The sequence below is a fragment of the Pseudomonas sp. o96-267 genome (genome assembly GCF_003935465.1).
Taxonomy (GTDB): domain Bacteria; phylum Pseudomonadota; class Gammaproteobacteria; order Pseudomonadales; family Pseudomonadaceae; genus Aquipseudomonas; species Aquipseudomonas sediminis.
On sequence record NZ_RHQP01000030.1, the window covers coordinates 61,624 to 74,910 of the forward strand.

The 13,287-nt window shown below is 61.2% G+C and carries 12 protein-coding genes and 1 pseudogene; 5 read left to right on the forward strand and 8 right to left on the reverse strand.

All coding sequences use genetic code 11. The annotated features are described in order from the left end of the window. Positions 1–10: 10 nt before the first annotated feature. Both EGJ86_RS19050 and dibA read right to left on the reverse strand, forming a co-directional pair. Positions 11–1,132 (reverse strand): HDOD domain-containing protein, encoded by a 1,122-nt coding sequence (locus EGJ86_RS19050; protein WP_125836206.1) that lies wholly within the window; start codon positions 1,130–1,132, stop codon positions 11–13. 20 nt (positions 1,133–1,152) lie between these two features. Further along, entirely contained in the window at positions 1,153–3,435 is a 2,283-nt protein-coding gene (gene dibA, locus EGJ86_RS19055; protein ID WP_125836215.1) for a phosphodiesterase DibA, read from the reverse strand. A gap of 169 nt (positions 3,436–3,604) precedes the next feature. On the opposite strand from dibA, the gene desA reads away from it, so the two are divergent. From desA to EGJ86_RS19070, 3 genes are all read left to right on the forward strand, one after another. After that, a complete protein-coding gene (gene desA / locus EGJ86_RS19060) occupies positions 3,605–4,795 on the forward strand; it encodes a delta-9 fatty acid desaturase DesA (RefSeq protein WP_125836207.1) in 1,191 nt (396 codons plus the stop codon). Positions 4,796–4,906: 111 nt separating this feature from the next. Beyond that, positions 4,907–5,878 (forward strand): sensor domain-containing diguanylate cyclase, encoded by a 972-nt coding sequence (locus EGJ86_RS19065; protein ID WP_125836216.1) that lies wholly within the window; start codon positions 4,907–4,909, stop codon positions 5,876–5,878. Between the two features lie 425 nt (positions 5,879–6,303). Then, positions 6,304–7,620: an OprD family porin gene (locus EGJ86_RS19070; protein ID WP_125836208.1), complete on the forward strand. Its 1,317-nt coding sequence runs from the start codon at positions 6,304–6,306 to the stop codon at positions 7,618–7,620. Positions 7,621–7,724: 104 nt separating this feature from the next. Here the strand turns inward: EGJ86_RS19070 and EGJ86_RS19075 are convergent, their stop codons facing one another. After that, a complete protein-coding gene (locus EGJ86_RS19075; RefSeq protein ID WP_106735195.1) occupies positions 7,725–8,054 on the reverse strand; it encodes a DUF2388 domain-containing protein in 330 nt (109 codons plus the stop codon). A gap of 88 nt (positions 8,055–8,142) precedes the next feature. Then, positions 8,143–8,397, reverse strand: a complete 255-nt coding sequence (locus tag EGJ86_RS19080; RefSeq protein WP_106735196.1) for an NfeD family protein — start codon at positions 8,395–8,397, stop codon at positions 8,143–8,145. 165 nt (positions 8,398–8,562) lie between these two features. On the opposite strand from EGJ86_RS19080, the gene EGJ86_RS19085 reads away from it, so the two are divergent. Continuing rightward, positions 8,563–9,237, forward strand: a complete 675-nt coding sequence (locus EGJ86_RS19085; RefSeq protein ID WP_125836209.1) for a murein L,D-transpeptidase catalytic domain family protein — start codon at positions 8,563–8,565, stop codon at positions 9,235–9,237. Here EGJ86_RS19085 and EGJ86_RS19090 read toward each other — a convergent pair. Continuing rightward, positions 9,212–10,996, reverse strand: coding sequence for a GspE/PulE family protein (locus EGJ86_RS19090; RefSeq protein WP_125836210.1), 1,785 nt, complete (start codon positions 10,994–10,996; stop codon positions 9,212–9,214). The two genes, EGJ86_RS19085 and EGJ86_RS19090, sit on opposite strands and share 26 nt — an antisense overlap. A gap of 122 nt (positions 10,997–11,118) precedes the next feature. Continuing rightward, the gene (locus EGJ86_RS19095) at positions 11,119–11,445 is read right to left on the reverse strand and encodes a hypothetical protein (protein WP_024309964.1); all 327 of its coding nucleotides are present in this window, start codon (positions 11,443–11,445) and stop codon (positions 11,119–11,121) included. A 127-nt stretch (positions 11,446–11,572) separates the two neighbouring features. Here EGJ86_RS19095 and EGJ86_RS19100 point away from each other — a divergent pair, with 127 nt between their 5' ends. Continuing rightward, positions 11,573–12,040 (forward strand): Lrp/AsnC family transcriptional regulator, encoded by a 468-nt coding sequence (locus EGJ86_RS19100; RefSeq protein WP_125836211.1) that lies wholly within the window; start codon positions 11,573–11,575, stop codon positions 12,038–12,040. Here the strand turns inward: EGJ86_RS19100 and EGJ86_RS19105 are convergent. Then, positions 12,037–12,708, reverse strand: coding sequence for a DUF502 domain-containing protein (locus tag EGJ86_RS19105; RefSeq protein ID WP_125836212.1), 672 nt, complete (start codon positions 12,706–12,708; stop codon positions 12,037–12,039). The two genes, EGJ86_RS19100 and EGJ86_RS19105, sit on opposite strands and share 4 nt — an antisense overlap. A gap of 195 nt (positions 12,709–12,903) precedes the next feature. After that, positions 12,904–13,287: pseudogene (gene dctM, locus EGJ86_RS19110) on the reverse strand (C4-dicarboxylate TRAP transporter large permease protein DctM); the annotation flags it as partial.

A 13,287-nucleotide genomic window follows, 5' to 3' on the forward strand; every position in this document is an offset into this window, starting at 1 on the left:
TCGTCGTGCCTCAGCTCAGCCCGGCCAGGCGGCGCAGGCGTTGTACTTCCTGACCGTTGATGCTCTGCAGTTCGAGGCTGGCCAGACGCATGAGAATAGGTTCGCGGCGGGAGGTGCCTGGCGTCAGGCCGTAACAGGCGCCGATCAGTTCACGCAGCCCAATGGGCAAGCGCCAGTCTGCCTTGAGGCGGTTGGCCAGTTCACCGCTGTACTGGCGCAGGGCTTGTTGCAGCTGTTCCTCGCTCAACGGCAGACCCTGGTTGCGCCAGATCTGCGCCTGCTGCAGCACGGCCAGCTCTCCCATGCGTTGCAGCAGGGCGGCGCTGTGCAGGGGGGTAGGGTCCAGCTGACAGGCCTTGGCCAGAACACCGACCCTATTTAGCAGGTCCAGCTGCGTCTGCATGAGGTCCTGCCCCAGTGTTCTCAGATCAGCGTCCTGCAGGCTGGCTACCGGGCGTAGCGCCAGGCCCTGAATCAGATTCAGCGCGGTGGCCGCACCCAGTCGCTGCACGGCATCGGGCAGGCTGACGCAAGGCTTGCCGGTGTTGTTGTAAAGACTGCTGTTAGCTGCAGCGATCAGTCGCGCCTGTACGGCTGGATCCTGCTGCCAGGTTTCGCCGAGTTGCTCCAGGGTGCTGGGTGCTGCCGCCGTATCGCGCAGTTGCTGAAAGAGTTCGTCGCACAGGGGCAGATCGATCTCCTCATCGGGCAAGGCACAGAGATGGTGAAGAAAATCCTCGTCGTTGTCTGCCGCCACGCGAGGCTCATCATCTTCGGGTAACAGGCGGCGCAGGCAATCCAGCACCTTGGGTACCTGGAAGGGTTTGCTGATAAAGGCGTTGATGCCCAGGGCACGCACCTCGAGTACGCTGCTGCGGTCGGCGCGCGCGGTGATCATCACCAGCGCCACGTCACGGTCCTGGCTGCGTATCGTCTGCAACAGCAGAGTGCCGCTGCCGTCCGGCAGGTTCCAGTCGGCGATCACCAGTTGAGCAGGTTCGCGTTGCCAGGCCGATATGGCATCTGCCACGCGTACCTGGCAGTCGACTCGGGCCCCGGGGCGCAGGCTAAGTACGATCTGCTTGAGCAGATCGGCGATCCAGAGATCGTCTTCGAGAATCAGCACGCGCATGTTCAGCTCCTGGTGCTGGACTAGCTTTTCTTCGCTTCGATCAGCGTAGTGGCGTCGACGGTTCTGGTTGCTACAGGTTGCGGACGGCCAAAGTGGTAGCCCTGGCCGTAGTTGCAGCCTAGCTCGCGCAGGAAGTCGGCTTGAGCGGGCTGTTCGATACCCTCGGCGAGGACTTTGAGGCCCAGGCTCTTGCCCAGAGCGATTACCGCGCGGGCGATGGCGGCATCTTCCGGGTCGTCAGGCAGGCCACGCACGAAACTCTGGTCGAGCTTGAGCTTGTCCACCGGCAGGCGCTTGAGGCGCGCCAGTGAGCTGTAGCCCGTGCCGAAGTCGTCGATGGCCAGGCGCAAGCCCAGGGCGCGCAGGCTGATGAGCAGTTTCTGCGCTGCATCCGGGTCTTCCATGATGGCGCTCTCGGTGACTTCCAGCTCCAGTTGCTCGGGCGGCAGACCTGTTTCTGCCAGTACCTGCGCCACTTTCATATCGAGTTCACCGCGGCTGAACAGACGGCTGGAGACGTTCACCGCGACGAAACTCAGCGCACAACCTTCGGTGTTCCAGCGCACCATCTGGCGGCAGGCCTGTTCCAGTACCCAGGTATCGATGGCGCCGATCATGCCGTTGTCCTCGGCAATCGGGATGAATTCGCCGGGAGCAATCAGCCCGCGTTGCGGATGTTGCCAGCGCACCAGTGCCTCCATGCCCACCTGGCTACCGTCACGCAGATCATGCAGCGGCTGGTAGTAAACGCGCAGCTCGTCATTATCCAGGGCATGGCGCAGGCTGCTGGCCAGTTCCACGCGTTGGCGGGCGTAGTCGGTCAACTCCTGCACATAGAAGGCATAGCCTTCGCGGCCGCTGCTCTTGGCCTTGAACAGCGCCGAGTCGGCGTTACGCAGGATCTGCTCGACGCTATCGGCATCTTCGGGGAACAGGCTGATGCCGATGCTGGCGCCAATGTAGAGCTCGTGACCGTCGAGGCGAAAGAACGTTTCCAGGCTGCGCAGCAGGCGTTGTGCAAGCTCGGCTGCCTGAGCTGCGTCGGTGCAATTTTCGCTGAGCAGGCCGAACTCGTCGCCGCCCAGCCGGGCCAGCGTGCAGCCACTGGGCAAATTCTGCTGCAGGCGTTCGCCGACGCCCTTGAGCAGCAGGTCACCGACGTTGTGGCCGAGGCTCTCGTTGATGTGCTTGAAATGGTCCAGGTCGATCAGCAGCACTGCGCCGCGCAATTCCTCGATCTTGCTGCGTTCCAGTGCATGGGCGACGCGCTCGGTGAACAGCAGGCGGTTGGGCAGGTTGCTCAGCGGGTCGTGGTGGGCCAGGTAATCCAGCTCACGCTGCGAACGCTTGAGCGCAGTGATGTCGGAGAACACCGCCACGTAATGGCTGACGCGCCCCTGCTCGTCGTGGATGACGCGTATGCATTGCCACTGCGGGTAGATTTCGCCGCTCTTGCGTCGGTTCCACACCTCACCGCTCCAGGCGCCACGGTTCTGCAGGGCATGCCACAGGCTCTGGTAGAAGGCGGAGTCATGACGGCCGGACTTGAGCAGGCTGGGGTGCTGGCCGAGGATTTCCTCGTTGCTGTAGCCAGTGATGCGGCTGAAGGCAGGGTTGACGTGAACGATCCGCTGCTCGGCATCGGTAACCAGCACACCCTCCTGGGTGGCATCGAACACCGCTGCGGCCTGGCGCAGGCTGTCGTCGATGGCGCGTTGTTGGGTAATGTCGCTGGCGATGCCGATGAAGCGCTGTGGTTGGCCGTTTTCGTCTCGCAGCAGGCGGCCGCGCGAGTGAATCCAGCGATAGCTGCCGTCGGCATGGCGCAGGCGGTAGAGGTTCTCGTAGGACTGTTCGCTCAACTCGGCGTTGAGTGCATGCAGCGCGCGCTCAGCGTCATCCGGATGCAGGCGCGCGGCCCAGTCTTCGCGGGTATTGCCCAGGGTTTGCGGAGTGAGGCCGAGAAGCCTGGCGTAGCCCTCGGAGAAGAACACTCGGCGTCTCGTCACGTCCCAGTCCCACAGGCCGTCGCGCGTGGCATCCAGCGCCAGGCGCAGGCGTTCCTCGTTACCGGCCAGTTCCAGGCGTGCGCGGCGGTACTGCAGGGCATGGCGGTGCAGCACCAGGTAAAGCAGCGAACTGGTGAGCACGACGAAGAACAGGCCCTTGAGGGACTGCAAGTGCTCCTGTTGCGCCACGGACAGGCCCAGGGCGGTCAACAGATGATCGCTGAGAAGGATCCATAGAGCGGCGAGCAGCAGGTAGCCCAGGGTCAGGCGCAAGGCGGCGATGTCGATACGCATGGGCAAGCGGCAGCGCTCCCTTGTAAATGCTGGCCAGTATAGATGCTTCACTGCTGAAACATTCTCATCTAAAAGACCAACTGGTTTTCTGGCATGGGTCAGGGATAATGTGAGCAGGTTCGTCCTTGCAGGACAAGCCGCGTTCCCCCTTCAAGAGGCAACAGCGCCCATGTGGTACAACGGTTTACTCGACCTGTCGGTCTGGCAGCTGGTGGCTGCGACCTTGCTGATGACACACGTGACCATCGTCAGCGTGACTGTCTATCTGCACCGCTACTCTGCGCACCGTGCACTGGAACTGCACCCCGCGCTCAAGCATTTCTTCCGTTTCTGGCTGTGGTTGACCACGGGTCAGAACACCCGCGAGTGGACCGCGATTCACCGCAAGCACCACGCCAAGTGTGAAACCGTCGATGACCCGCACAGCCCGGTCATCAAGGGTCTGAGCACCGTGCTGCGCAAAGGTGCCGAACTCTATCAGGAAGAGGCGAAGAACCAGGAAACGCTGTGTATCTACGGCAAGAACTGCCCGGATGACTGGATCGAGCGCAATGTATACAGCCGCTATCCGATTGGCGGCGTGACGTTGATGGCGATCATCGACCTGGCGTTGTTCGGCGTACTCGGCATGACTGTCTGGGCGATCCAGATGATGTGGATTCCGGTATGGGCCGCAGGTGTCATCAACGGTCTTGGTCATGCTGTTGGCTATCGCAACTTCGAGTGCCGCGACGCCGCCACCAACCTGGTGCCATGGGGCATCCTGATTGGCGGTGAGGAGCTGCACAACAACCACCACACCTACCCCAACAGCGCCAAGCTGTCGGTGAAGAAGTGGGAGTTCGACATGGGCTGGGCCTGGATCAAGCTGTTCAGCTTCTTCGGTCTGGCTCAGGTGCAGCGTGTCGCGCCGATTGCCCACCGCGTGGAAGGCAAGGGCCATCTCGACATGGACACTGCCATGGCCATCCTCAACAACCGCTTCCAGATCATGGCGCAGTACCGCAAGCTGGTGATCGCGCCGCTGGTGAAGCAGGAAGTGGCCAAGGCTGACGAGTCCGTTCGTCACCTTTTCCGCCGTGCCAAGCGCCTGCTGTCGCGTGAGCCGAGCCTGCTGGAAGAGCAGCATCATGCACGCATTGCTGACTTGCTGGCACAGAGTCAGGCACTCAAGGTGATCTACGAGAAGCGTCTGGCGCTGCAGCAGATCTGGGTCAAGACCAGCAGCAACGGCCACGACATGCTCGAAGCCATGAAGCAGTGGGTCCACGAGGCCGAGGCCAGCGGCATCCAGTCGCTACGTGAATTCGCCGAGCAGCTCAAGACCTACTCGTTGCGACCGTCCAGCGCGACTGCCTGACCGCCGCTCGTTACAAGCAAAGGCCCGCCGAACTGGCGGGCCTTTGTGTTTGTCCAACGGCTCGCACTATGCTCAATTTCAATGCGAGGCGAAGGACGGATGGCCGCTGTAATGGACGATCAAGGCAAGGCTGTTTCCGAGTTGGAAGAACTGACCTTGGCTCTACTGCACAGCCGTGCCGAAGTAGAGCGTCTGGGTGTTCGCGAGCAGCTGTTCAGTAGCTTGCTTGGCAGCGTCAATGCTGTGCTCTGGGCCTTCGACTGGAGCGAGCAGCGGATGATTTATGTCAGTCCTGCTTATGAGCGAATCTTTGGCCGTTCTGCCGCGCTACTGTTGGCCGACTATGGCGAGTGGCGCAACAGCATCTATCCCGACGATATCGACTACGCCGCTGAAAGCCTGGCCAAGGTATTGGAAACTGGCGCGGTGGAGTCGCGTGAGTACCGCATCATTCGCGCCGATGGCCAATTGCGCTGGCTCAGCGACAAATGTTTCGTCAGTCCCCGGCTGGGCACCGAGCAGGGGCATGTGATCGTCGGTATTGCCGAAGACATCACCGAGAAGAAGCGCCTGGAGGGCGAGTTACATCGCCTGGCAACCACCGATGTACTGACCCAGAGCAGCAACCGGCGGCACTTCTTTGAATGCGCTCGCCGTGAGTTCGAGCACGCGCGCAAGTTCAGCAGCCCGTTGGCTTTCCTGCTGCTCGATCTCGATGACTTCAAGAAGATCAATGACCAGTACGGCCACCAGATTGGCGATGAGGTGTTGCGGCGCCTGGCGCAGTGCGGCAGCAACGCTTTGAGGCGCGGCGATCTGTTCGGGCGTATCGGTGGTGAGGAGTTCGCGGCGCTGTTCCCCGGCTGTGAGCAGGATGTGGCATTGCAGGTGGCTGAACGCCTGCAGCGTGAGGTGCAACGCCTCGGTTTCCAGCATGAAGGTCAGCACTTCGGCATTACAGTCAGTCAGGGCCTGACCAGCCTGCTGGCCACTGATGTCAGCCTCGATGCGCTCTACGCTCGTGCCGATGCGGCGATGTACACGGCCAAGCGCCAAGGCAAGAATCAGATCGTACTAGGATAATGGTTGGCGATTTTCCGCCTGAGACCTGGTTCTCATGGGCGGAAAATTGCCGATCATGTGCTGTCATCGGTTAGCCACCGACTTGTCGAAAAAATGTAACCTACTGTTCTAGAAGCCTTGTGCGCCGACTTTGCTAAGCTGGCGCGCTATCTGCATAGGCCCCGAAAGATGCCGGCTAGAATGTCGGCGCACAATAACAACGACGAGAGCACTCACCATGCGCCACTCTGCCCGCCTCATTCCGGCCGTCCCGCTGCGTTCGCCGTTGTTTCGTTCTTCCTGAATTTTTCATGCGCCCATTCGAGCCCGGTTTTGCCGTACCCATGGCTCATGGGTGCGTGTGCCCTATTCGTTCCGGCCTGCCTCTTCGTGCCGAAGTCTGCGCCGGACGATGCGTCACCTTAAACACACTGGAGAGAAACATAATGAGAAAGACCTCCCTGGCACTGGCCGTAGCCGCCAGCACCCTGGGCCTGAGCCAAGTCGCTTTCGCCGATTTCATCGGTGACAGCAAGGCCAGCCTGACTATGCGCAATTTCTACTTCGACCAGAACACCGTTAACACCACCAACAACAATGGTGAGGCCAGTGAGTGGGGCCAGGGCTTCATTCTCAACTACACCTCCGGCTTCACCGAAGGTACCGTGGGCTTCGGTCTCGATGCCGTTGGCATGCTGGGCGTGCGTCTGGACGGCGGCGGTCGTGCTACCAAAACCGGCCGTGACCGTACTCCGGGCCAGCTGTTCCCGCTGGAAAGCGATGGCAGCGCCGTTGATGACTTCAGCAAGGCTGGCGCGACCGCCAAGGTTCGCATCTCCAAGACTGAGGGTCGTATCGGTACCCTGATGCCGAAACTGCCGATCCTGGTTTCCAACGACGGTCGTCTGCTGCCGCAGATGTTCGAAGGTGGCATGATTACCTCCAACGAGATCGACAACCTGACGCTGACCGCTGGCCAGATCGAACACGCCGTTAGCCGTGCGTCGAGCAACAGCACCGGTCTGTCCGTCGCTGGCGGTAGCGAAGCCTCCAACAAGTTCTACTTTGCTGGCGGTGACTGGAAGATCAACAAGGATCTGACTGCGCAGTACTACTACGCCAACCTGGAAGACTATTACAAACAGCATTTCGCTGGTCTGGGCCATAACCTGGCGCTGGGCGACGGTAGCCTGAAAACTGACCTGCGTTACTTCCGTACCACTTCCGATGGCAAAAATGGCAAGGAAGCGGGTTACTCGGTCGGTGGTTACACCCGCAATGGTGATGGCAAGATCGACAACAACACCTGGAGCGCCGCCTTCACTTACAGCCTGGGTAGCCACGCTGTAATGCTCGGCCACCAGCGTGTATCTGAAGACAGCAACTTCGTCCAGCTGAACCAGGGTGGTATCGAAGGCTCTTCTGGCGCCAGCGTGTATCTGCTGACTGACCGTTTGGTGAACAGCTTTACCCGTGCCGGTGAGCGCACTACCTTCGGCCAGTACAGCTATGATTTCGCCACTCTTGGCGCTCCGGGCTTGAAGGCTTCTGTAGCCTACCTCAAAGGTACCAACATCAAGACCTCTGGTAGCGATGCCAAAGAGTGGGAGCGTGATATCGCTCTGGATTATGTATTCCAGGATGGCACTCTCAAGGGTCTGGGCCTGGGCTGGCGTTACGGCGTGCTGCGTGGTAACGCTCCTAGCCAGTCTGACGCTGATCAGAACCGCCTGATCGTCAGCTACACCCTGCCGCTGATGTAAGGCGAGAGTTTTCGGGAGGCTTGCCAAGGCTTGAGTCCCGAAAGCCAATCAAAAATGCCCGCACCCTATGGATGCGGGCATTTTTTATGCGCGACCGGGATGGCTCAGCGTGGGGTGTCAGCTGGTGCTGCCGAAGTCGCGAGAATGGCGCTGGCCAGCGCCATGTCGTCGGCTTCCTGCAACTGCGGGTTGGCGCTGCGCAGTTGCTGCATCGCGGCTTCCAGGTGCGGGCCGCGGATTTCGCCGTTACTAGCGACGAAGCTGCTCGCGTCCTCTTCGGCCGCGGCGACCAGCTTGCGATCCTTGAAGGTCAGGTAGGTCGAGGCGGTGGTTGCGCCCGACGAAAGAATGTCGCGCAGCATGCCATCGGCTGCTGCGGTCTGGGCGATCAGAAAGGCACTGAACGCCAGTGCGGCACGGCTCGTTACACGCATGATGAAACTCCTTAGGGGTGGCTCCTCTCCTAGGAGTCGCGCAAGCCGCTGGTGGTTCCTTACAGGCGATGGCCGGTTGCCAGGCCGATCAGTTGCTGAGCTTGCGCATTCGTTGCTGATGACGCCACCAGAGCAATGCCGAGAGTATTGCCAGTGCGCCGAACAGCAGAAATTGCCAAACCCAGGGTAGCTCCGGGAACAGATAAGTCAGTGCACCGACCGCGACGGCCACCAGGCCGATCCATAGCAAGTAGCCTCCGGCGCCGAACACCTCGAGAATCAGCAGCAGGGTGGCCAGGGCCAGCCAGTCCCAGAACGACAGATGTTGCAGGTAGGTGATCATGGGAAGGCGCGGCTACCCATACTCAGACTGTTCGCTGATCGCCCTTCGGTGTGCATCGCATAGACTCCATTGCCAGATCAATCAATCTAAGCACAGTCGTCCGGGCTCTGCCGCCGACCCCTTCGCAAGGTGGGCAGATGCCAGGCCATCCGTGGGAGCCAGGGCATGTTTACGCGTTCACTGATGGCGTTTTTGCTTACCGCTCTGTTGCTGGCTGGACAGGGCACTGTGGCCGGTGAGCTGCTGAATGCCCTGCACCTTGCTGCGCCGCAGTTGGAGCAGCGTGCGTTGCAAGGAGCACTACAAGCGCTGCGGTGCGCCGAGCGCGAAGGCGCGAGTGAAGGCAGGCGGTTAGCGGTGATCGATTACTCGCGCTCTTCGCTGGAGCGGCGTCTATGGGTTTTCGATCTGACGCGCGGGCGTCTGCTGCAGCGTGAATTCGTTGCCCATGGTCGCCAGTCTGGTGAATTGTTTGCCGAGCATTTCTCCAATCAGCCTGGTAGTAATCGGTCCAGCCTCGGTCTGTTTTGTGGCGCTGAAAGCTACAGGGGGCGGCATGGGCATTCGCTGCGTCTCGATGGTCTGGAGCCCGGCTTCAATGATCACGCGCGTGCCCGTGCGCTGGTGATCCATGGTGCTGATTACGTGGCGCCGACATGGGCGCAGAAATATGGGCGCATGGGGCGCAGCCTGGGCTGTCCGGCGGTGCAGCAGGAGGTGATTGGTGTACTGGTGGATCAGCTGAAGGATGGCCAGTACCTGTTCGCCTGGCATCCACAGATAAGCGATGAGCGCTATCGAGATTGCGCGAGCGTCAGCGTTGCTCGCTCTGTGGAGTGACGCGCAGCACTTCCTCGATGGTGGTCAGCCCAGCAGCGACCTTCTGCGCGCCGGACAGACGCAGGCTGCGCATGCCGTCCTTGAACGCGGCGCGGCGCAGGGCGGTAAGGTCGGTGTCAGCGTTGATCAGTGGCTTGATGGCATCGTTGATCAGCATGATCTCGTAGACGCCGGCGCGACCCCGGTAGCCGGTTTCGCGGCATTCCAGGCAGCCGACGGCGTGATGCGCCTGGCTCGGCGGCGGCGAGCTCCAGGGCCGGGTCAGACCGTTCCATGTGTCTTCGTCCAGTTGCACGGGCGCCTTGCAGTGCGGGCACAGGGTACGCACCAGGCGCTGGGCCATGACGCCGAGGATGGTGGCCTTGAGCAGATAGTGCGGCACGCCCAGTTCGAGCAGGCGAGTGATGGCGCTGGGGGCATCGTTGGTGTGCAGGGTGGACAGCACCAGGTGGCCGGTCAGAGCCGCCTGGATGGCCATCTCCGCGGTTTCCAGGTCGCGGATCTCGCCGACCATGATGATGTCCGGATCCTGACGCATCAGCGCGCGCACGCCGCTGGCGAAGTTCAGGTCGATGTTGTGCTGCACCTGCATCTGGTTGAAGGCACCTTCGATCATCTCGATCGGGTCTTCGATGGTGCAGACGTTCACCTCTTCGGTCGCTAGCTGCTTGAGCGTGGTGTAGAGCGTGGTGGTCTTGCCCGAGCCGGTGGGGCCGGTGACCAGAATGATGCCATTGGGTTGGCTGGTCATGCTGGCCCAGCGGCGCAGGTCCTCGGGGGAAAACCCGAGTTGATCCGGGCTTTTCAGCAGCACTTCCGGGTCGAAGATACGCATCACCATCTTCTCGCCGAAGGCGGTCGGCAGGGTAGATAGGCGCAACTCCACTTCGTTGCCATCCGGGGTCTTGGTCTTGACCCGGCCATCCTGCGGTTTGCGCTTTTCGGCGATGTTCATGCGGCCGAGGTTCTTCAGGCGGCTGACCACTGCCATGGTGACCTGCGCGGGGAACTGGTAGACGGTGTGTAGCACGCCGTCGATGCGAAAGCGCACGGTGCCCTGTTCGCGGCGCGGCTCGATATGAATATCGCTGGCGCGTTGCTGGAAGGCGTACTGGAACAGCCAGTCGACGATGTTGACGATGTGCGCATCGTTGGCGTCCGGCTCCTGGTCCTGGGCGCCGAGGCTGAGCAGTTGTTCGAAGTTGCCGACGCCGCTGACCTTCTGGTCGGTGGCGGTGGCGCCGCTGACCGAGCGGGCCAGGCGGTAGAACTCGGTGGTGAAGCGCTGGATGTCCGCCGGGTTGGCCACCACGCGCTTGATCGGACGCTTCAGTACGTGGATCAGGTTGGCTTCCCAGCTGTGCACCAGCGGCTGGCTGCTGGCGATGGTCACGCTTTCGCTGTCAACCGCCACGGCGAGAATCTTGTGGCGCTGGGCGAAGGCGTAGGACATCAATGGGGTGATGGCCGGTACGTCGATCTTCAGCGGGTCGATGCGCAGGTAGGGTTGACCGGCGAAGTTGGCCAGCCAGACGGTGAGGGTTTCCAGATCCAGCTTCTTGCCTGGACGCGTCAGGTCATCGATCTGCTGCGCGGCGAGGAACTCCAGCGGGTGCTGGGCGTTGTTCAGCGAGCTGCGGCGAATCGCCAGGCACTGCTCGGCCACGTCCTGCTCGACTCGGCCCTGGGCCACCAGCTCGCGCAGCAGGTCGCCAAGGTCCAGTACACGGTCAGGGGCGGTAGCGGTGAAGGCGGACATGCGGGCTCCTCGGGTCGGCCTGAACAAGGGTAGCAGGTCGTACTTCAACGACCTTTTAGCCGAGCTAGGATGCCCGAAAAGCGGCGTCAGGGCGAAGTACCTGGCGTGACCGAGTGCCCGCTTCAGGCCACCTCCGTCTCCAGGCTGTGATCCAGATGCTGCCAATCCACCTGCCAGACGCACACCAGGCCGCGCAGTTTCTGCGCCAATACGCCGGCCCGGTGCAACGAGAGGCCGGGCAGGCGCAGGCTGATGTGCAGGTCATCCTGCAGACGCTCCATGTGCAGAGCCTCGGGAAGCAGCTGCAACTGGGCAAACAGGCCGAGCAGGCGACACATCACGTCGGCTTCGGCATCGGTACGCAACTGATATTCGACGCACGCATCAGGACGATCCTGCCAAGGATCACGGCGGTTAGCGGCGGACGGAAAAGGAGTGGTATCGGGCATGGCGGCAACTCGGGCAGGTTTTGCCTAAGTTTCCGCCTTGTATGGGCAAAAGTTCTGCCTGGTTTTCTGTGTTTATCGGGTATTTGTGGATAGACTTGCCTGGATAATCAAATATCCGGGATTTTTTATGTCCGTCACCTTGGATGCCTACGATCAACGCATTCTTGCCCTGCTGCAGGAAGATGCCGGCCTGTCCACCGCCGAGATCGCCGAGCGCATCGGCCTGTCGCAATCACCTTGCTGGCGCCGTATTCAGCGACTCAAGGAGGAGGGGGTGATCCGCAAGCAGGTGACGTTGCTCGATCGCAAGCGAATCGGCCTGCATACGCAGGTGTTCGCCCAGGTCAAACTCAACGCCCATGGCCGCTCCAACCTGACCGAGTTCGCCGAAGCCATGCGCGAGTTCCCCGAGGTGCTGGAGTGCCATGTGCTGATGGGCGCAGTGGACTTCATGCTGCGCATCGTCACCCGCGATATCGAGGCTTATGAGCGCTTCTTCTTCGAGAAGCTGTCGCTGGTGCCGGGGATCCAGGAGGTGAACTCCATCGTCGCGCTGTCGGAGATCAAGTCCACCACCAGCCTGCCGCTCACTTAAGGCTTGATCACCACGGGCGGCGATTGCTCGACGTTGCGCCTGCTGGGTGGCGTGAGCCCCATGGACACATAGATGCTGGTCAGTTGATCGACGCCCATGTCGGCAGGGCGTATCCATTCTTCTGGTACGTAGAGCAGGCCGCCACCGACCGGAATCGGTGCGGTGGGGATGAGGATGGCGCAGTAGGGGCGGCCCTCCAGTTCGACGCTTTCCGAACTCGGGCGCAGGGCGAGCACTGCAGCGCCGTCGCCGCCGAAGAAGCACCAGACCGGCGCCATGGTGGTGATATCGGGGTTCTTGCTCTTGTCCAGCAGGCCAACGAATCGATCAGCCAGGTTGTAGAAATTGCCGATCAGCGGCGTACGCCGCAGGGTGCGGTCGATCAGCCAGGACAGCGGGCGGCGCAAGCCCAGTTGTACCGCCAGGCCCAGTGGGTAGAGGCTGGCCAGCAGCACCAGACTGCCCAGCATGTAGGCCAGATAACTATTGCTGGAGAAGGGCTGGCCGAGGGCTGCGAACAGTTGGCCGATCAGGGTCGAAGGTCCGACCAGGCGATTAAGCAGGCTGAATATCCAGGCAAGCAATGCCAGGGTCAGTGCCAGCGGCAGTAGCGCGAGTAGACCCGTCAGCCAGGTGGTAACGACGGATTTCAGGCTGCGTCTGAGCATGTATCGGTTTCCTTGACGATCTTGGCGGTGACTTTACGCCAGGCGCGGCAATTCTGTGCAGTCTTGCCCGTGTGCGTGGTTGGCGAAATAGCTACAGCACTTTTCATCAGATTGTTTCGAACAAAAAAAGCCCGGCACTAAGGCCGGGCGTAATAGGTACACAAGGTACCGAAGTAGTAGCGTTCGGTCGAACCGTTACATGCCAAGCAGATTTGGCAGAGCCATGGACACGGCCGGGATGTAGGTGATGATCATCAGGAAGCTGAGCAGCAGCATCAGCCATGGCATCGCCGCGCGGATCACTGCTGTTAGTGGCATCCCCGTCACCGCCGAGGTGACGAACAGGTTCAGCCCCACCGGTGGCGTGATCAAGCCGATCTCCATGTTCACCACCATGATGATGCCCAGGTGGATCGGGTCGATGCCCAGCTGCATGGCGATCGGGAACAGGATCGGTGCCAGGATCAGGATGATCGCCGACGGCTCCATGAAGGCACCGGCCACCAGCAGCACGATGTTCACTACCAGCAGGAACTGCCACGGCTGCAGGCCCAGCTCCACCACCCAGGCGGTGATCTG